Source organism: Mesorhizobium sp. M4A.F.Ca.ET.022.05.2.1 (genome assembly GCF_003998845.1).
In the GTDB taxonomy this organism is placed as follows: Bacteria; Pseudomonadota; Alphaproteobacteria; order Rhizobiales; family Rhizobiaceae; genus Mesorhizobium.
Genome location: NZ_RZOJ01000095.1, coordinates 1 through 16695, shown reverse-complemented (window position 1 = coordinate 16695; position 16695 = coordinate 1). Strand labels below are relative to the sequence as shown.

The 16695-nt window shown below is 64.9% G+C and carries 18 protein-coding genes and 1 pseudogene; 1 reads left to right on the top strand and 18 read right to left on the bottom strand.

The features are described 5' to 3' along the window. The 13 genes and pseudogenes from EN745_RS13315 to phnG form a co-directional block, all read right to left on the bottom strand. On the bottom strand, window positions 1–731 hold a 731-nt coding region (locus EN745_RS13315; RefSeq protein ID WP_145992019.1), incomplete at its 3' end, for an ABC transporter permease. Between the two features lie 57 nt (window positions 732–788). After that, the gene (phnD, locus tag EN745_RS13310; protein WP_126058220.1) at window positions 789–1697 is read right to left on the bottom strand and encodes a phosphonate ABC transporter substrate-binding protein; all 909 of its coding nucleotides are present in this window, start codon (window positions 1695–1697) and stop codon (window positions 789–791) included. Window positions 1698–1860: 163 nt separating this feature from the next. Beyond that, window positions 1861–2718 (bottom strand): phosphonate ABC transporter ATP-binding protein, encoded by an 858-nt coding sequence (phnC, locus tag EN745_RS13305; RefSeq protein WP_126058221.1) that lies wholly within the window; start codon window positions 2716–2718, stop codon window positions 1861–1863. 182 nt (window positions 2719–2900) lie between these two features. Continuing rightward, window positions 2901–3611: a DUF1868 domain-containing protein gene (locus EN745_RS13300; protein ID WP_127421457.1), complete on the bottom strand. Its 711-nt coding sequence runs from the start codon at window positions 3609–3611 to the stop codon at window positions 2901–2903. A gap of 104 nt (window positions 3612–3715) precedes the next feature. Further along, window positions 3716–4329: pseudogene (locus EN745_RS13295) on the bottom strand (DapH/DapD/GlmU-related protein). Continuing rightward, entirely contained in the window at window positions 4326–5033 is a 708-nt protein-coding gene (gene phnL, locus EN745_RS13290) for a phosphonate C-P lyase system protein PhnL (RefSeq protein ID WP_127421456.1), read from the bottom strand. The pseudogene EN745_RS13295 and the gene phnL overlap by 4 nt, the downstream one beginning before the upstream one ends. Before the next feature lie 313 nt (window positions 5034–5346). After that, complete coding sequence (phnK, locus tag EN745_RS13285; RefSeq protein WP_126058225.1) at window positions 5347–6123, bottom strand: phosphonate C-P lyase system protein PhnK; 777 nt, start codon at window positions 6121–6123, stop codon at window positions 5347–5349. Beyond that, on the bottom strand, window positions 6120–7019 hold the full coding sequence (locus EN745_RS13280; protein ID WP_127405911.1) for an alpha-D-ribose 1-methylphosphonate 5-phosphate C-P-lyase PhnJ: 900 nt from the start codon (window positions 7017–7019) through the stop codon (window positions 6120–6122). Before EN745_RS13280 ends, phnK begins: the two co-directional genes overlap by 4 nt. Before the next feature lie 5 nt (window positions 7020–7024). Beyond that, window positions 7025–7297 (bottom strand): hypothetical protein, encoded by a 273-nt coding sequence (locus EN745_RS13275; RefSeq protein ID WP_127405912.1) that lies wholly within the window; start codon window positions 7295–7297, stop codon window positions 7025–7027. Continuing rightward, window positions 7294–7710: a FosX/FosE/FosI family fosfomycin resistance hydrolase gene (fosX, locus tag EN745_RS13270; RefSeq protein ID WP_127421455.1), complete on the bottom strand. Its 417-nt coding sequence runs from the start codon at window positions 7708–7710 to the stop codon at window positions 7294–7296. The genes EN745_RS13275 and fosX overlap by 4 nt, the downstream gene beginning before the upstream one ends. Further along, window positions 7707–8819, bottom strand: coding sequence for a carbon-phosphorus lyase complex subunit PhnI (locus tag EN745_RS13265; protein WP_127421454.1), 1113 nt, complete (start codon window positions 8817–8819; stop codon window positions 7707–7709). The genes fosX and EN745_RS13265 overlap by 4 nt, the downstream gene beginning before the upstream one ends. Window position 8820: 1 nt before the next feature. Continuing rightward, on the bottom strand, window positions 8821–9426 hold the full coding sequence (gene phnH / locus EN745_RS13260; protein WP_127405915.1) for a phosphonate C-P lyase system protein PhnH: 606 nt from the start codon (window positions 9424–9426) through the stop codon (window positions 8821–8823). Next, window positions 9426–9887 carry a phosphonate C-P lyase system protein PhnG gene (gene phnG / locus EN745_RS13255; protein WP_127421453.1) on the bottom strand — a complete coding sequence of 154 codons (462 nt, stop codon included), beginning with the start codon at window positions 9885–9887 and terminating at the stop codon, window positions 9426–9428. Before phnG ends, phnH begins: the two co-directional genes overlap by 1 nt. Before the next feature lie 139 nt (window positions 9888–10026). Between phnG and phnF the strand changes: the two genes are divergently transcribed. Beyond that, a complete protein-coding gene (phnF, locus tag EN745_RS13250; protein WP_127407382.1) occupies window positions 10027–10776 on the top strand; it encodes a phosphonate metabolism transcriptional regulator PhnF in 750 nt (249 codons plus the stop codon). Here phnF and EN745_RS13245 read toward each other — a convergent pair. The 5 genes from EN745_RS13245 to EN745_RS13225 form a co-directional block, all read right to left on the bottom strand. Further along, on the bottom strand, window positions 10773–11603 hold the full coding sequence (locus EN745_RS13245) for an amidohydrolase family protein (protein WP_189363034.1): 831 nt from the start codon (window positions 11601–11603) through the stop codon (window positions 10773–10775). The genes phnF and EN745_RS13245 overlap by 4 nt on opposite strands. A gap of 4 nt (window positions 11604–11607) precedes the next feature. Then, complete coding sequence (locus tag EN745_RS13240) at window positions 11608–12624, bottom strand: zinc-binding alcohol dehydrogenase family protein (protein ID WP_126058232.1); 1017 nt, start codon at window positions 12622–12624, stop codon at window positions 11608–11610. A 70-nt stretch (window positions 12625–12694) separates the two neighbouring features. Further along, window positions 12695–13660 carry an ABC transporter permease gene (locus tag EN745_RS13235; protein WP_126058233.1) on the bottom strand — a complete coding sequence of 322 codons (966 nt, stop codon included), beginning with the start codon at window positions 13658–13660 and terminating at the stop codon, window positions 12695–12697. Beyond that, window positions 13657–15210 carry a sugar ABC transporter ATP-binding protein gene (locus tag EN745_RS13230; RefSeq protein ID WP_126058234.1) on the bottom strand — a complete coding sequence of 518 codons (1554 nt, stop codon included), beginning with the start codon at window positions 15208–15210 and terminating at the stop codon, window positions 13657–13659. The genes EN745_RS13235 and EN745_RS13230 overlap by 4 nt, the downstream gene beginning before the upstream one ends. A 145-nt stretch (window positions 15211–15355) precedes the next feature. After that, entirely contained in the window at window positions 15356–16351 is a 996-nt protein-coding gene (locus EN745_RS13225; protein WP_126058235.1) for an ABC transporter substrate-binding protein, read from the bottom strand. Window positions 16352–16695 lie beyond the last annotated feature (344 nt).

Below are 16695 nucleotides of genomic sequence, written 5' to 3'. Positions count from 1 at the left end.
GTATAGGACATGAAATTGGGCAGCACTTGCGGCAGGGCGGCAAAGCGGATGCGCTCGAACCAGTTGGCGCCGACCGCCCGCAAGCCTTCCTCGGCGCGCATGTCGATGTTCTCGTTGATCTCGTAGAAGAGCTTGCCGAGCGCGCCGATCGAATGCAGGCCGATGGCGATGATGGCGGCGACCGGGCCGATCGAGACGATGGCCGCGAACAGCCCGGCAATGACGATCTCCGGAAAGGCGCGCAGCAGTTCCATGAAGCGCTTGACGACGAGCCTGAGCGCCGGGCTCGGCGTCAGGTTGCGCGCGGCGATGAAGGAGAAGGGCACGGCGAAGACAAAACCGATGAAGGTCGAGACCAGCGCCACGTTGACCGTGGTCAGCATCAGCTCAAAATATTCGGGAATGTAGAAACCGCCCCAGACGTAGACGCGGCCGAGTGGGAAGTTGAATTCCTGCGTGCCGATGTCATGCGGCGAGGCGACGTCGAACAGCGCCCGCCAGACGTCGTTCCAGTCCTTGGGGATCAGCCAGCTCAGGAAATCCAGCAAATGCGGCAGCCGTTCGAAGAAGTGGCCGGCATTGGCCTCGTCGGCGAACCACATGGTCGCGCACATGGCGACGAGAAGCAGGCCGACACCGAGGCCGGTGTAAAGCCGGCGCAACGACGTCTGGCGCCGCCAGGCATCGGCCGCCAGGCGGGTCGCATCGGAATGGATTGTCGCTGAAGTCATGATCGGGAGATGCAAAAAGGGCGGCGTTTTTGACCGCCGCCCTTTTTCCTGATGCCGTCAGCCGCCGATCGCGGCTTTGCGGGCTTCGACGATGACATTGTAGAAGTCCGGCTTGACCGGAACGTAGCCGGTGAAGTCGCCGCCCTCGACGCCCTCGAAGCAGGCCTTGTCCTTGGTCGGCAGCGCGGTGAAGAAGGCGGTGAGTTTGGCGGTCATGTCGTCGCCGAGCGCGGTGCGCACGACCAGCGGGCCGTTCGGGATCAGGCCGGAGCGCCAGACCTCGACGAAGTCGTTCGGATCGACGGCGCCCTTGGCGACTTCCTTGTGGAAGGTGCCGGAGGTATAGCCGTTCTTGAAATCGCCGATGCCGGAGGAATCGTCCACCGCGACGTCGACCTTGCCGTCGCGGACGGCGAGGATGTTGTTCTCATGGCCGCCGTTGAACTGGGTCGAGGCGAAGAAGGCCTCGTTCGACTGGCCGGTGTCCTTCGGAATCTGGGTCAGCGGGATCAGATAGCCGGAGGTCGAGTCCGGGTCGGCATAGCCGAGCTTCTTGCCCTTGGCCGACTTGATGTCGGTGATCCCCGACGACTTCAGCGCCAGGCCGATCGAATAGTAGCCGGTGGCGCCGTCGGTCTGCTGGGTGGTGAGGATCGGGGTGACCGCCTTGGGGTCCTTGATATAGACGCTGGCATAGCCGGAAGCGCCGAGCTCGGCGAAGTCGAGCGTGCCGCCGAGCAGGCCCTGGATGACGCCGTCGTAGTCGGCGGCCGGGAACAGCGAGACCTTCTCGAAGCCGAATTCTGCCTTCAAATGGTCGGCCAGGCACTGGTAGTTGCGCAGCCGGTCCGTCTCGTTTTCGCCGCCAAGGATGCCGACGCGGAATTCCTTGAGGTCAGCGGCATGAGCAGCGCTCGTCGCGATGGCGAGCAGTGATACGGCGCCAAAAACCATCTTCCTAAACATTTGGATCTCTCTCCTGTTGTTCCGGCCTCGCGCCGGCGACGTTCGAATTTTTGACAGCTGCCTTTGACGCGGGCGGGCGATCCGGGTTGCTCGTTTTCTTGGCCATGATCCTTGCCGAACCGGTTGCCGCTCTTCGTCAGCGCGGACGGTTCGCAAACATCGACTAGTAGCCGGGGAATGCGGGCTCGAGCGGTCCGGCGGATGCGGTAATCTTCGGCTTGAAGTTGACGCTGGTCGACGTGATGGCCTCGGAGATATCGGCGCCATTGCTGTCCGCACTATAGACAAGACGCACGGCGTCGCGGTCGAGATCCTCGGGCGCGCCGTCGAACACGACCTTGCCGGCGGCCATGCCGATGATGCGGTTGCAATAGGCCCGCGCCGTGTCCAGCGTGTGCAGATTGGTGATGACGGTGATGCCTTCGCGCAGGTTGATGTCCTGCAGCGAGTCCATCACCACCTTGGCGTTGAGCGGGTCGAGCGAGGCGATCGGCTCGTCGGCGAGCAGCACCCTCGGCTGTTGCATCATGGCGCGCGCGATCGCCACGCGCTGCTGCTGGCCGCCGGACAGCGTGCCAGCCGGCTGCAGCGCGGTGCGGGCGATGTCGAGGCGCTCGAGCGCCGCTACCGCCTCGGCGCATTCGCTGCGCGAGAACATGCCGAACAGGTTGGAGAGCGTCGAGCGGTGGTTTAGCCGGCCGAGCAGCACGTTGGTCAGCACGTCGAGGCGCGGTACCAGGTTGAACTGCTGGAAGATCATGGCGCAGTCGCGCTGCCAGCGCCGCAGCGGCGAACCCTGCAGGCGGGAGACTTCGGCGCCGTCAAAAAAAATCGACCCCTGGCTGGGGTCGATGAGACGGTTGATCATGCGCAGAAGCGTCGATTTGCCGGCGCCGGAGCGGCCGATGATGCCGACCATCTGGCCCTGCGGGATCGACAGGTCGACAGCGCTGACCGCGGTGTTCTTGCCGAATCGTCGGGTGACACCGCGGATTTCGAGCGTGGCGGATGTTGCTGACATGGGCAAAGCTCCAGTCCAGTCGCGCTTTGAAGGTCTGTTAACCTTGGCTAGCGCAACGCCATGAACCTGCCGTGTCGGATTGATGTCAGTTTTGTTACCGCCCACAGGCTAGGGCCCAGAGCCGGAATGCCTGCATGTCGTTGTCCCAAATCGCTAGGCACTTTTGGGCGCCATGCATGGGCTCAACCGAGGACCAGGAGCTCCTCGAAATGCTTCATGTCGCGGAAACTGCAAAAGGCCGGCGGATTGAGTTCGATGACCGGCGCCTCGCGGTCGAGGAAGGACAGGCAATCGTCGAACAGGTCCTGCCAGGCCGCCGCGCGCTCGTCGGCAAGGCGGCGGATCTGGTAGGCGAAGGTGATGTGGAAGACGTAGGTGTCATGGTCGGGGTGGCGGTAGCCGAACGGCACCGACAGTGCATCGCGCCAGGCCTGGAGGATGCGCCGGTCTTCGTCCGAGGCGCCGGCAACGGTAAGGCCGTTCGGGGTGACGCCGATGGCTCTTATCCTGAACGCGCCGCTCCCCTGGAAGCCTTCCAGGCGCTCCAGATAAAGGCGGGTCATGCCGTCGATGCCGGTGTCGAGCGCCACATCCCGAGGCCAATAGGGGAGCCGGCGGCGGCGCTCGATGATGCCTTGGAACAACGTCATGTGCAGGCTAGAGACCGGGGTGAAGGCAAGCCGGTCGGCGTCAAGCATGGCGCGCATGCGCTCGCGCACCTCGATGACCGCCGCTTCGGAGGGCGAGCCGTTGACGAGGTGGCTGACGACCGTGTTGCCAGGCTCCAGGAGGAAGTTGCCCGCCGCGTCGTAACGGGTGCCGAGATGCACCGGAGGCGTCGGGTTGGTGCCTTCGAAGAAACCGGCGAGCGAGGGTCTGACCAAATCGAGCATTGCGATCTCCAGAGAAAGACCGCCTCGTGACCTAATCCTGTGTCAGGGATATGAAATTCCAGCGTCCGTCCCTGGCAATGACGCACACGGGAACATCGGTGACGTCAGCTATATTTTTCGAGAAACGCCTCGGCTGAAAGCGCGCGGAAATCGTCGAGCGAAGCACGCAGCCTTGCATGGTCCCAGTCCCACCAGGCGAGCGCCTGGTAGCGCTCGGGGTGCGACGGTCGAAACGCTCGCGGATCGGCTTCGCCGGCACGCCGCCGACGATGGTGTAAGGCGCAACATCCTTCGACACCACGGCGCCGGCGCCGACCGCCGCGCCATCGCCGACAGTGACGCCGGGCAGGATGGTCGAGCCATGGCCAAGCCAGGTGTCGTGGCCGATGGTGACGCGTTTCGCACGGCGCTCTGCGAAGAATTCGCTTTCGTGCTCGGCGTCGTCCCAATAGTCGGAGGCGCGGTAGGTGAAGTGGTGCAGCGTCGGCCGCCAGGTCGGATGGTTGGTGGCATTGATGCGCACGCTGGCCGCGATGTTGGAGAACTTGCGAATGGTCGCGCACCAGACGGCGCAATCCTGCATCATGTAGGAATAGTCGCCGAGCTCGCTTTCCGAGACCCGGCTGCGATCGGCGATCTCGGTCCAGCGGCCGAGCGTCGAATTCTCGACCTGCGCGGTCGGATGAACCAGCGGTGTTTCCGACAGTTTCCTTGTCATGCCGCGATCTTTCCGGCGGCGAAGGCGGTGACGTCGATGATGCGGTCGGCGACCGCCTCGCGCACATCCTGGTCGTGGAAAATGCCGAGCAAGGCGACGCCCGCCACCTTCTTGGCGGCGATCAACTCGACCACCACATCGCGGTTCCTGGCATCGAGCGAGGCGGTCGGCTCGTCGAGCAGCAGGACCGGATGCTCGGTGATGAAGCCGCGCGCGATGTTGACGCGCTGCTGCTCGCCGCCGGAGAAGGTCGCCGGCGGCAACGCCCAGAGCTTTTCCGGCAGGTTGAGCTGCGCCAGCAAGGCGCGCGCCTTGTCGCGCGCTGCCCCGCGCTCCTCGCCACGCTCGACCAGCGGCTCGGCAACGACGTCGAGCGCCGAGACGCGCGGCACGGTGCGCAGGAACTGGCTGACATAGCCAATCGTTTGCCGGCGCACGGCAAGCACCGTGCGCGGGCTGGCGCTGGCGAGATCGATCAGGCCGTTCTCGTGCTGGACGATGATCTGGCCCTCGTCGACGGCGTAGTTGCCGTAGAGCATCTTGAGGATCGAGCTTTTTCCCGCGCCGGACGGGCCGCCGAGCACGGCGCATTCGCCGGCGCGGATCGAGAAGGACACGCCGGCGACGACCGGCAGCCGGATGCCATCGCGCAGGTGCATGGTGAAGCTTTTGGCGACATCGGAGACAACGAGAGGGGTGGGCATCAGAAGGTCTTCCTATTGTCGCCGATCGGCGGGAGAATATGGCCCTTTCTCCCCGTCACTATACGGGGAGAAATGTCCGGCTGGACAATGAGGGGCAGCGCCGAGGTCCAGCTGAAGTGCTCTGCGCTGGGCGACGCTCCTGGGACGGCATTGGCGTCCGCGCGCATTCCCGCCACGTCAGCGCCGCCCCTCATCGGCCTGCCGGGCACTTCTCCCCGTATAGTGACGGGGAGAAGGGGCGGCCTCGTGCGGTTTCGCCAATCTCCAACATTGCAGATAGCCCGTGACAGAGGGGGGTGACTTGGCGCCATCATCACACCTGCAAAATCGAAGAAACAAGCAACTGCGTATAGGGCGCGCGCGGGTCGTCGAGGACGCGGTCGGTCAGGCCGCTTTCGACGACGTGACCGTCCTTCATCACCATCATGCGCTGCGACAGTAGCCGCGCCACGGCGAGGTCGTGGGTGACGACGATGGCCGCCAGGCCAAGGTCGGTGACCAGCCCGCGCAGCAGGTCGAGCAGGCGCGCCTGCACCGAGACGTCGAGGCCGCCGGTCGGTTCGTCCATGAACACGAGGCGCGGCCCGGTGACGAGGTTGCGGGCGATCTGCAGGCGCTGGCGCATGCCGCCGGAAAAGGCGCGCGGCTCGTCGTCGATGCGGTCCTCGTCGATCTCGACGCGCGACAGCCAGTCGACGGCGGTTGCGCGGATTTTTCCGTAGTGGCGGTCGCCGACGGCCATCAGCCGCTCGCCGACATTGGCGCCTGCCGACACCGTCATGCGCAGGCCATCGGCCGGGTTCTGGTGGACAAAACCCCAGTCGGTGCGCATCAGGAAGCGACGCTCGGCCTCGCTCATGCGGTAAAGCTCGCGCCATTGGCCGTCGCGCATGCGGTAGCTGGCGGTGCCGGAAGAGGGCAGCAGCCGGGTCGACAGGCAGTTGAGCAGCGTCGTCTTGCCGGAGCCCGATTCACCGACCACCGCCAGCACTTCGCCCGGCCACAGGTCGAAACTGACAGTCTCGCAGCCGACGCGCGAGCCGTAGAATTTGGACAGCGCCGAGACGCGCAGCAGCGGTTCGTCGGTCATTCGGCCGGCTCCGTTTTTTCGAGAGCAAGTTGGGCGTCAGGCGCAAGGTGGCCGCGATGGCCTTCCTCACGCCGCTTCTCGCAGTGGTCGGTGTCGGAGCAGACGAACATGTGGCCGCCATGGTCGTCGAGGATGACCTCGTCGAGATAGACGTTCTCGGCCGCGCAGAGCGCGCAGGGCTGGTCGAAGGTCTGCACCTCGAAAGGATGGTCCTCGAAATCGAGGCTGACGACGTCGGTGAAGGGCGGCACGGCATAGATGCGCTTTTCGCGGCCGGCGCCGAACAACTGCAAAGCCGGCGAACGATGCATTTTCGGATTGTCGAATTTCGGCGTCGGCGACGGGTCCATCACGTAGCGGCCCTCGACTTTGACCGGATAGGCGTAGGTGGTGGCGATGCGGCCGTGCCTGGCGATGTCCTCGTAGAGTTTGACATGCATCAGGCCGTATTCCTCCAGCGCATGCATCTTGCGCGTTTCGGTCTCGCGCGGCTCGAGGAAGCGCAGCGGCTCGGGGATCGGCACCTGATAGACCAGAATCTGGCCCGCGGTCAGCGGATGCTCGGGGATACGATGGCGGGTCTGGATGATCGAGGCCTCGGCCGTCTCGGTGGTGACGGCGACGTTGGCGACCTTCTTGAAGAAGGCGCGGATCGAGACGGCATTGGTGGTGTCGTCGGCGCCCTGGTCGATGACCTTCAGCACGTCGTCGGGGCCGATGATCGAAGCGGTGACCTGGACGCCGCCGGTGCCCCAGCCATAGGGCATCGGCATTTCGCGCGAGGCGAAAGGCACCTGGTAGCCGGGTATGGCGATGCCCTTGAGGATGGCGCGGCGGATCATCCGCTTTGTCTGTTCGTCGAGATAAGCGAAGTTGTAGGTGGCGATGTCGGTCATGGCGATCACATCCGCTCCGTGCTACCGAATTGACTTGCAAGGCGTGGAAACCGGACCCGATCGGAATGAATTCTGCCGGATGGATGCACCTCGGGATCGTGTTGCTGGCGTTCGCCGGCGCGGTCGTCTTTTTTCTTCGGCGCACGATTTTTCCGGCGCCAAGGGAAGGTTCCAACAATTCCGAAAGTTGGTACGGCGGCGGTGGTGGCTACGAGGGCCACAGTGGACACGATGGCGGTGGGCACGCCGGTCACGGTGGCGGAGACAGCTGAGCTCATTGCACGACCTCCAATTCCCTGTAGCGCGCCAGCCGCTCGGCCATCGTGCCGGTGTGCAGCTCGAACAGATGGTTGTCGTCGTCGTGGAAATAGATCGAGCGGCCTTCGCCCTCGACGCGCGGGCGCGGCGGGCGCATGTCGATGCCGAGTCTTCTGACACGCTCGGCGTAGCGGTCGAAATCGGCGTCGTCGATCTTGAAGGCAATGTGATTGTAGCTGGGCTCGGTAAGCGGCTCGCCCTGCATGATCGCGATCCAGAGATCGCCGATCAGGAAGAATTTTTCATGCGACAGCGAGAACTGCCGGGCGCCGCTGTCATAGATCTCGCGCGCGTCGAATACGCCGGTCAGGATCTCGCTCATGCGGTCGAGGTCGCGCACGACGAAGGTTATGTAGGAGAGGCTCTCGATCATTCGGCGGCCTCCCGCTTCTCCTCGCCAGTGCGGTGATTTTCGCGGGCGTCGTGCTCGGCGCGCATACGGCGCACAAGGTCGAGCTCGGCCTGGAAGTCGACATAATGCGGCAGCTTCAGGTGCTCGACGAAGCCGGTCGCCTGGACATTGTCGGAATGCGAGATGACGAACTCCTCGTCCTGCGCGGCGGCGACGACATCCTCGCCCAATTCGCTGGCCCGCAAGGCCCGATCGCAGAGCGCCATCGCCATCGCCTTGCGCTCGCTCTGGCCGAAGACCAGGCCGTAGCCGCGGGTGAATTGCGGCGGCGCCTTGGCCGAGCCCTTGAACTGGTTGACCATCTGGCATTCGGTGACGCGGACCGAGGCCAGCGGCACGGCGAAGGGCAGTTCCGGCACCTCCAGTTCCAGCTCGACCGCGCCAATGCGGATTTCGCCGACGAAGGGATGGTTGCGGGCATAACCGCGCTGGGTGGAATAGCCGAGAGCCAGCAGAAACCCCTCGTCGCCGCGCGACAGGGCTTGCAAGCGGATGTCGCGCGCCATCGGGAACTGCAGTGGCTCGCGGGTGATGTCGCCGGGGACGTGGTCGCCGGGCATGTCGCCGTCGGCCTCGATCAGGCCTTCGCGGGCAAGGATCGCCGAAACGCGCAGCATCGGCTCGGCCTCGATGGGGCGTTCCATCGGCTCGGCGACGTCGCCGCCGGCGGCAAGTTCGGGATCGAGCAGCCGGTGGGTGTAGTCGAAGGTCGGGCCGAGCAGCTGACCGCCGGGCAGGTCCTTGTAGGTCGCCGACACGCGGCGCTCGATGAGCATGGCGCCGGTGTCGACCGCGCTGGTGTAGCCGAAGCGCGGCAGCGTGGTGCGATAGGCGCGGATGAGGAAGATCGCTTCGATCATGTCGCCGCGTGCCTGGACAATGGCGAGCGCGGCCAGCTCGCGGTCGTAGAGCGAACCCTCGCTCATCACCCGGTCGACGCCGAGCGCCAGTTGCTCGACGATCTGGTCGAGGCGCAATGCCGGCACTGAGCGGTCGCCGCGCCGGCGATCGGCAAGCAGGCGGTGCGCATTGGCAATCGCGGCCTCGCCGCCTTTCACCGCGACATACATGTCAGGCCTCCATCGTCTTGATGCGCGTGGTGCGCGGCAGGCAGGCGACCCCGTCCGGTGCTGCCAGGATGATGTCGACGCCGCGCGGAAAGCGCTGGCTGTTCTGCTTCCACTGCTCGATGAAGTGGCGCGGCATCTCGGCCGGCGCGAGCATCGCCATCTTCTCGATGCCCGGGCCTTCGAGCAGCAGGGGAGCGCCCGAGGCGAGATCGCTGACGATGAGGATCAGCGTCGTCGAGCGGTCGGGATATTCCTGCGTGCCTTGCGAAAAGCCATCCAGCGCCATCATCTCGGCCGGCCTGGCCACAATGGCGAAATGCGCGTCGGCCGGCGTGTTGGCGAGCGGCGCGCCGGTGTGGAAGCCGAGCCAGGATCTGACCGATGGCTCGGCTTGCAAGCCCGGATCGAGCCAGAGCGCCGTGTCGTTGTCGCAGAGCGCCAGCGCGACCGCGCCTGAAGTCGCTGACAGTGGCGCCGGCGGACGGGCAAAGGCCGGCAGCGGCTGCACGCTGCCCGGCCGCGCCATCGCATCCATGACGGCGCGGAACACCGTCTGCGCATTGAAGACCGGATCGGCGAAACCGCCTTCGATCGATTGCGTCTCCATCAGTCCTCTCCGCGCACCATGGTGAAGAAATCCACTTTTGTCGCCGCCGTCTCGGCACGGCGTTTTTCGTGCGCCTCGGTGAGCACAGCGCGCAGCGGCGCGATCACCCTGGTCTCGACAACGTCGCGATGGGCCGGATCCTGCCACAGCGCATCGGCGATCGCGGCCAGCTTCGCCTTCTGCCTGTCGCGGCCGAGCGCATAGCTATGGCCGACCTGGCCGGAGGGCAGGCGCACCGTGGCGCGGGTGACCGTCGCCTCGCCGACATTGAAGGGCGCGCCGCCGCCGCCGATGCGGCCGCGCACCGTCACCAGGCCGGTTTCGGGGCCGCGCAGTAGCTCGGCTTCCAGGGGCAGGCCGGCCTCGCTCCAGAGCCGGGCGATCTCGTCGCCGCCGGACTGCGCCAGCGTCGCCATCGCCGCCTTGCGCCTGGCCTGCTCGCGCGCGTCCTGTCCTCGCATGGCGGCACTCCATCGGTTGCGCAAATTTGTCTATTGATATAGACAATTATACAAATTATACGCATTAGCTAGCGCGAGTCCATGACGGGTGGATGACACCGGCGAAAAGTCTGGGCTGGTGAGAGAACCGGGGGCGGGCATGAGTGGGCAGCAGGCAGCCAGCATCGAGCGGCGCAGCGGCGTTTCGCTGTGGCGGCAGATCGCCGATCAGATTTTGCAGGGAATCGCCGCCGGCGACTTTGCCGAGAACGCGGCGCTGCCGCCGGAAATGGCGCTTGCCGAACGCTATGGCGTCAACCGCCACACGGTGCGCAGCGCCATCGCGGCGCTGGTGCAGGAAGGCGTGCTCAGGGCCGAGCAGGGGCGCGGCACCTTCGTTTTGTCGCGCAAGCGGCTCTCCTACCCGATCGGCGCCCGCACGCGCTTTTCGACGGGCCTGCAGGGGCAGACGAGCGAACGGCATATTGCGCTGCTTGCCTCATCGGTTGAGCCGGCCAGCCGGCGCATCGCCGATGCCTTGAAGCTCGCCAGGGGAGCCGCCCTGCTCTGCCTGGAGACGCGCGGCGAAGCCGATGGCCATCCGGTGTCGCGCGCCACCGCCTGGTTCGACGCCAAACGCTTCGCCGGCATCGATGCCGCCATGGCGGAGACGGGATCGGTCACCGCATCGCTGAAGCGCTTCGGCATCAACGACTATCTCAGGCAATCGACGGTGCTGTCGGCGCGCCATGCCGATGCCGCCGATCTTGCCGATCTCGACCTGCAGCCCGGCGCCATCGTGCTGGTGACGGTCGCGGTCAACGTCACACTCGACGGTCAGCCGATCCAGTTTTCCGAGTCGCGGTTTCCGGCGGAGCGGGTCGAGCTGAAACTGTCGGCCAATGACTAGCTGATGCCGTAGAAGCGCGCGGCGGTGCCGCCGAAGACGGCGTCCTGCTCCACCGGCGAAAGGCCTGCCAGGAGTTCCCTCGCGGCGGCCAGCCAATTCTCGTAGGTGGCGGCGAGCTCGCACACCGGCCAGTCGCTGCCGAACATCAGCCGGTCCGGCCCGAAGCAGGCGAGCAGGTGGTCGGCATAGGGCTTGAGGCCGGCGATCGACCAGTTCGGCCCGGCCTCGGTGACCAGGCCGGAGAATTTGCAGACCACCGACGGCCGCTTCGCCAGCGCCACCATGTCGCTCGCCCAGGGCTCTAGGATGCCCTTGGCGATGAAGGGTTTTGCCGCGTGGTCGACGACGATCGGCAGGTCAGGCATGTGGTCGGCGAGTGCGGCGACCACCGGCAAATGGCGCGGCTGCGCCAGCGCGTCGAAACGCAGGCCGAGTTTCGGCAAAAGCTTCAGCGCGGCGAGCTGCTTCGGCTTCAAAATATCAAAGGTGTCGTCGATGTCCTGCAGCATTGGCCTTATGCCGCGGAACTTCGGCCGCGCCGCCAGCCGGCGCAGCGTCGCCTCGACATCGTCGGCCTCGAGATCGACCCAGCCGACCACGGCCGCGATGCTGTCGTCCTTGTCGGCGAGGTCGAGCATGAATTCGGTTTCGGCGACGGTCGCCGCCGCCTGCACCACGACGGTGCGGGCGATGCCGGCGGCCTGCAGATGCGGCGCGAGGTCGGCCGGGAAGACGTCGCGAACGATCGGCGCGACGTGCGGCCCCATCCAGAAATAGTCGCCGCGCGCGATCTGCCAATAATGCTGGTGCGCGTCGATCCTCAGCATGGTCCTACCCGACTTCGATGACGGCCTTGATCAGGCCTGATTTCTCATGCGCCCACCTTGCGAGGTCGCGAGGCGTGCCGGCAAGGGTCGTGCGATGGGTGACGAGCTTTCCCATCTGCACGGCACCATTGCGGATCGAAGCCGCGACGTGGTCGAAGTCGGCGCTCAGCGCGTTGCGGCTGCCGATCAGTGTCATCTCGCGTTTGTGGAATTCCGGGTCGGAGAAGGTGATGTCGTCCTTGACGACACTGACGAGCACGAGGCTGCCGCCATGCGCGACATGGGCGAAGGCCGACTGCACCGACTGCGTGTTGCCGGTGGCATCGAAGACCATGTCGAAACCTTCGCCGCTGGTCGCTTCGCGCGCCAGATCGGTCGCCTGTGCCTTCGAGCCATCGAGCGTGGCGAAGCCCAGTTCGTTTTCAGCAAAGCCCAGGCGTTCGCTACTCATATCGAGCAGGCTGACATCGAGGCCGGCGATGCGGGCAAACAGGGCGGTGCCGAGCCCAATCGGGCCGGCGCCGATGACCAGCGCGCGGGCGCCAGGCTCGGCCTGCGCGCGGCGCACCGCATGCGCGCCGATGGCCAGGAATTCGACGGCGGCGGCATCGGCAAGAGAGAGACCGTTCGCCGGATAAAGATTTTGCGCCGGCACGAGGATCTCCTCGCACATGGCGCCGTCGCGATGGACGCCGAGCACTTCGATCCTGACACAGCAATTCGGCTTGCCTTTCCGGCAGGCGATGCATTTGCCGCAAGCGAGATAGGGATTGATGATGACCGCCTCGCCGGCGCTCAGCGCAACACCTTCGCCCGTCTCGACAACCGTGCCGGAGACCTCGTGGCCCATGACGCGCGGATAGGCGAGGAACGGGTGCTTGCCTTCGAAGATGTGGTAGTCGGTGCCGCAGATGCCGACATGGCTGACCGCCACCCGCGCCCAGCCGGCAGGCGGCGCCCCCGGCGCCGGGCGGTCCTCGAGGACAAGATCGCCGGGCGAGCGGCAGACGACGGCTTTCATGCTTCAATCCAGTCTGTTGATGGGGCCGCCGGCACTCGGGCTGTAGCGAAGGCCGGCGGTCGAGGTCAGCTTACTTGCCGCGGCGGCGCAGCCCGTCGAAATAGACGATGACGATGATCAGCACGCCGGTGATGATGCGCTGCCAGAAGGCGTTGACATTCAAAAGGTTGGCGCCGTTGTTAATGGTGGCGAGAATGAAGGCGCCAAGCAGCGGGCCGTGCACGGAGCCGACCGCGCCGAACAGCGAGGTGCCGCCGATCACCGATGAGGCGATCGCCTGCAGCTCCCAGCCCTCGGCCTGGGTCGGATTGCCGATGCCGATGCGCGAGGCGAGCAGTACGCCGACAAAGGCGGCGCACAGGCCGGACAGCGTATAGGCCATGTAGATGGTGCGCTGGACATTGACACCCGACAGGCGCGAGGCCTCGGCGTTGGAGCCGACCGAGAACAGGTAGCGGCCCCAGCGGCTGTGGTGCAGGAAGATGTAGGCCGGGATGCCGACCAGGATCACCATCCAGAACAGATTGGGGATGCCGACGAAGGAATTGCGCGAGAATTCCTGGAAGGCATCGTTGTTGATCGAGATCGAATTGCCGTTCGTCATCAGCAGACCAATGCCGCGCAGCGAGGTCAGCGTGGCCAGCGTGATGATGAAGGGCGGCAGGCCCATCCTGACGATGCCGAAGCCGTGGAACAACCCGATGGCGACGCCGACCAGCAGGGTGATCAGGATGGCGGCGAAGACCGGCACGCCGGCATTGATCAGCATCGCCGTGGTGACGGTGGCGAAGCCGACAACGGCGCCGACCGAGAGGTCAATGCCGCCAGTGATGATGACGAACGTCTGGCCGACCGCCAGGATGGCGATCATCGAGCCCTGACGCAGCAGGTTGGAGATGTTGTTGGCGGAGGCGAAGCTCTGGGTCGTCACCGACAGGATGACCCACAACAGAACCAGCAGCGCCAGCAGCGTCAGCCCGAATAGGGCATTGTAGTTGCGCTTCGGCTTTTCGGCCGCGATCGCCTCGGTGCTCATTTCTGTCCTCCCGGTTTTTCTTGTTTCTCGGCGAGCGCCTGAGAGAGAATGTCCTCGTGGTCGGCGGTGCGGAAGCCATGCGTGGCGACCAGCTTGCCGCGCCGGAACACATGCAGCGTGTCGGCGAGTTCATAGACCTCCGGCAGATAGGACGAGATCAGGATGATGCCGGCGCCGTTGGACAGCAGCGTCGAGAACAGGCGGTAGATCTCGGCCTTGGTGCCGACATCGACGCCGACCGTCGGCTCGTCGAAGATGAACAGCTTGGCGCCATGCGCCAGCCATTTGCCGATGACGATCTTCTGCTGGTTGCCGCCGGACAGGCTGGAGGCGAGCGCGTTGCGCGTCGGCGTCTTGATCCTGAGGCCGGCGATCTGGCGATCGGCCTCGGCCTTTTCCTGCGTGTTGGAGATCAGCAGCTTGTTCGAGATGCGCTTGTAGATCGGCAGGTTGAGGTTGAGGCCAACCGGCAAATTGAGACAGAGGCCCTGGTCGCGGCGGCTTTCCGGCGCCAACGCCATGCCGAGCCGGATCGCATCGTGCTCGGAGTTGACCTGCACCTCCTTGCCCTCCCACAGGATCTGGCCGGCCGACTTCTTGTGGCGACCGTAGAGCGTGGTGACAAATTCGCTGCGGCCGGCGCCGATCAGCCCGTAGAGGCCGACGATCTCGCCGGCACGGACGCTCATCGAGACATTCTCGAAGCCTTTCCCGGAGAGGGTCCGAGTCTCGACGATGGTGGCACCCGGCGTGAAATGCTCCTTGTGGTAGATCTGTTCGATCGAGCGGTTGATCATCATCTTGACCAGTTCGGCGTCGTTGGTCTCGGCGATGTTGCGGGTGCCGACCAGCGTGCCGTCGCGCAGCACCGACACGCGGTCGGCGAGCTCGAACACCTCTTCCATGCGATGGCTGATATAGATGATGGTAACGCCTTCGCCCTTCAGCCGGCGGATCAGCGTGAACAACTGATCGGCCTCCTTGCGGGTCAGGTAGGCGGTCGGTTCGTCGAAGATCAGGAATTTGGTACCGCGCACCGTGGCGCGGGCAGCGGCGATCAACTGCTGCTGGCCGATGGTGAGATCGCCGAGCATGACGTGCGCCGGCAGGTCGAAGCCGAGGCCATCGATGATCTTCTGCGCATCCTTGACCATGGCCCGCTGCTGCAGGATGCCGAAGCGCGAATTCTCCTCACCGAGGAACATGTTGGCGGCGACCGTGAGGTGGCGGCAGAGAACGACCTCCTGGTGCACGGCATTGATACCGAGCGCCATCGCCTCATGCGGGGTCGCCAGCGCTTCCGGCTTGCCCTCCCAGATAACGTCGCCGGAGGTGCGCGGCATGACGCCGGTGAGGAGCTTGATGAGAGTGGATTTGCCGGCGCCGTTCTCGCCGACGATGGCGTGGATCTCGCCGGATTTGAAGGCGAGGTTGACGGGCTTGAGCGCGTGCGTGCCGGGATAGCGCTTCTCCAGCCCCCTGAGTTCGAGGATCGTCCTGCCGGGCTCCAGTGTTGGAGCCGGGTGCAGGTCCTGCGCCGTCGACGTCATGACAATCCTCCCAGATCGGCCTTACGATTGGCACGCAACGGTGCGGCGGGCTGCACCGTCAAGGGCACTTCAAGCCACCGGATTCCAGATTTGCTGGTGTTTCCGGGGCAGCGAGGCCCCGGAAACAGTGCGCCTATCGCGATGCTTAGTCGAGCTTCGGATTGAGCAGCGCGTCGATCTTCGGCTCTTTCATGTTGGCCTTGGTGACGAGATTGGCACCGGTGTCGACATTGGCCTCGACTTTCTCGCCCTTCGAGGCGGCAAGCGCGGTCTTGATGCCGTCATAACCCATCCGGTACGGATCCTGCACGACGAGGCCGGAAATGACGCCGTCATTGAGGAACTTGATCAGCTTCTCATCGCTGTCGAAACCGATCAGCCCGACCTTGCCGGCCAGGTTGTTCTCGGCAATCGCCTGGCCGACGCCCTGCGCCATGATCAGGTTGGAGGCGAAGATGCCTTTCAGGTCCGGATTGGCGGTGATCAGGTCGGTGGCGATGTTGAGGCCGGTCGTGGCCTGGCCGTCGGCATATTTGTCGGCGATCAGTTCGAGGCCGGGATATTTGGCCTTGAGCTGTTCCTTGAAGCCCTGGGCGCGCTGCTCGAGCGAGCCGGCGCCCGGCAGCGCGGTGATCAGCGCAACCTTGCCTTCAACCTTGCCGCCATTGGCAGCGCCGATGGCCGCGGCAAGTCCGTCAGCGGCGACGCGGCCGCCCTGGACATTGTCGGTGGTCAGGAACGAAGTGAAGGCCTTGGAGTCGGCTCCGGAGTCGATGCCGATGACCTTGACCTTGGTGGCGGCCTCGTCGATCGGCTTGCCGAGCGCCTTGGCTTCGGTCGGCGCGATGACGACAGCAGCCGGATTGCCGGCGACGGCATTCTCGAGGATCGAGATCTGGCCGTTGACGTCGGTTTCGGCCTGGGCGCCGAGCTCCGGCACATTGATGCCGAGATCCTTGCCGGCCTTGCGGGCGCCGGCCAGCACGATCTGCCAGTAGAACGAGGTGGTGTCCTTGACGATGATCGGGATGGTCACGTCAGCCGCCGAGGCCGGCGCCGAATGCATGGCGCCTGCGAGCATCGAGGCGGCGGCGAGCGCGACGAAGGCGCGGCGGTTGAGAATGCTGGTCACGAATTTCATGAGGGTTCCTCCCTAGATCGCCTGGTGAAGGTTACGGAAGCTCCGTTCGGATAGGCGCTGCCCCAACAGAACTTTATCAATAAAAAACATTTGCCGTTTTTTGATAGTGCATCGATCCGGTCGATGCAAGTGCTGTTTCGTCGCTGCGCAAAGGCCTTTGAGTTTGCCGTCGCTACGTTCGAACGCTTCCGATCCTCTCGAATTGAGATGGAATATTAGTTCCATGCAAGTGTCAATATGGAATATTCATTCTCTCGTGATCGTGAGGCATGCTCGCCCATGCGACGCACCGAGCCGGGCAGGAGCTCCGCCTTTCAGCCGAGTTCCTGAACCACCGTATAAGG

What these genes read in the sequence shown, in the direction of transcription:
- phnD (WP_126058220.1), bottom strand. Translation starts at nt 1,697, where the DNA reads ATGTTTAGGAAGATGGTTTTTGGCGCCGTATCACTGCTCGCCATCGCG.
- phnC (WP_126058221.1), bottom strand. Translation starts at nt 2,718, where the DNA reads ATGTCAGCAACATCCGCCACGCTCGAAATCCGCGGTGTCACCCGACGA.
- EN745_RS13300 (WP_127421457.1), bottom strand. Translation starts at nt 3,611, where the DNA reads ATGCTCGATTTGGTCAGACCCTCGCTCGCCGGTTTCTTCGAAGGCACC.
- phnL (WP_127421456.1), bottom strand. Translation starts at nt 5,033, where the DNA reads ATGCCCACCCCTCTCGTTGTCTCCGATGTCGCCAAAAGCTTCACCATG.
- phnK (WP_126058225.1), bottom strand. Translation starts at nt 6,123, where the DNA reads ATGACCGACGAACCGCTGCTGCGCGTCTCGGCGCTGTCCAAATTCTAC.
- EN745_RS13280 (WP_127405911.1), bottom strand. Translation starts at nt 7,019, where the DNA reads ATGACCGACATCGCCACCTACAACTTCGCTTATCTCGACGAACAGACA.
- EN745_RS13275 (WP_127405912.1), bottom strand. Translation starts at nt 7,297, where the DNA reads ATGAGCTCAGCTGTCTCCGCCACCGTGACCGGCGTGCCCACCGCCATC.
- fosX (WP_127421455.1), bottom strand. Translation starts at nt 7,710, where the DNA reads ATGATCGAGAGCCTCTCCTACATAACCTTCGTCGTGCGCGACCTCGAC.
- EN745_RS13265 (WP_127421454.1), bottom strand. Translation starts at nt 8,819, where the DNA reads ATGTATGTCGCGGTGAAAGGCGGCGAGGCCGCGATTGCCAATGCGCAC.
- phnH (WP_127405915.1), bottom strand. Translation starts at nt 9,426, where the DNA reads ATGGAGACGCAATCGATCGAAGGCGGTTTCGCCGATCCGGTCTTCAAT.
- phnG (WP_127421453.1), bottom strand. Translation starts at nt 9,887, where the DNA reads ATGCGAGGACAGGACGCGCGCGAGCAGGCCAGGCGCAAGGCGGCGATG.
- phnF (WP_127407382.1), top strand. Translation starts at nt 10,027, where the DNA reads ATGAGTGGGCAGCAGGCAGCCAGCATCGAGCGGCGCAGCGGCGTTTCG.
- EN745_RS13245 (WP_189363034.1), bottom strand. Translation starts at nt 11,603, where the DNA reads ATGCTGAGGATCGACGCGCACCAGCATTATTGGCAGATCGCGCGCGGC.
- EN745_RS13240 (WP_126058232.1), bottom strand. Translation starts at nt 12,624, where the DNA reads ATGAAAGCCGTCGTCTGCCGCTCGCCCGGCGATCTTGTCCTCGAGGAC.
- EN745_RS13235 (WP_126058233.1), bottom strand. Translation starts at nt 13,660, where the DNA reads ATGAGCACCGAGGCGATCGCGGCCGAAAAGCCGAAGCGCAACTACAAT.
- EN745_RS13230 (WP_126058234.1), bottom strand. Translation starts at nt 15,210, where the DNA reads ATGACGTCGACGGCGCAGGACCTGCACCCGGCTCCAACACTGGAGCCC.
- EN745_RS13225 (WP_126058235.1), bottom strand. Translation starts at nt 16,351, where the DNA reads ATGAAATTCGTGACCAGCATTCTCAACCGCCGCGCCTTCGTCGCGCTC.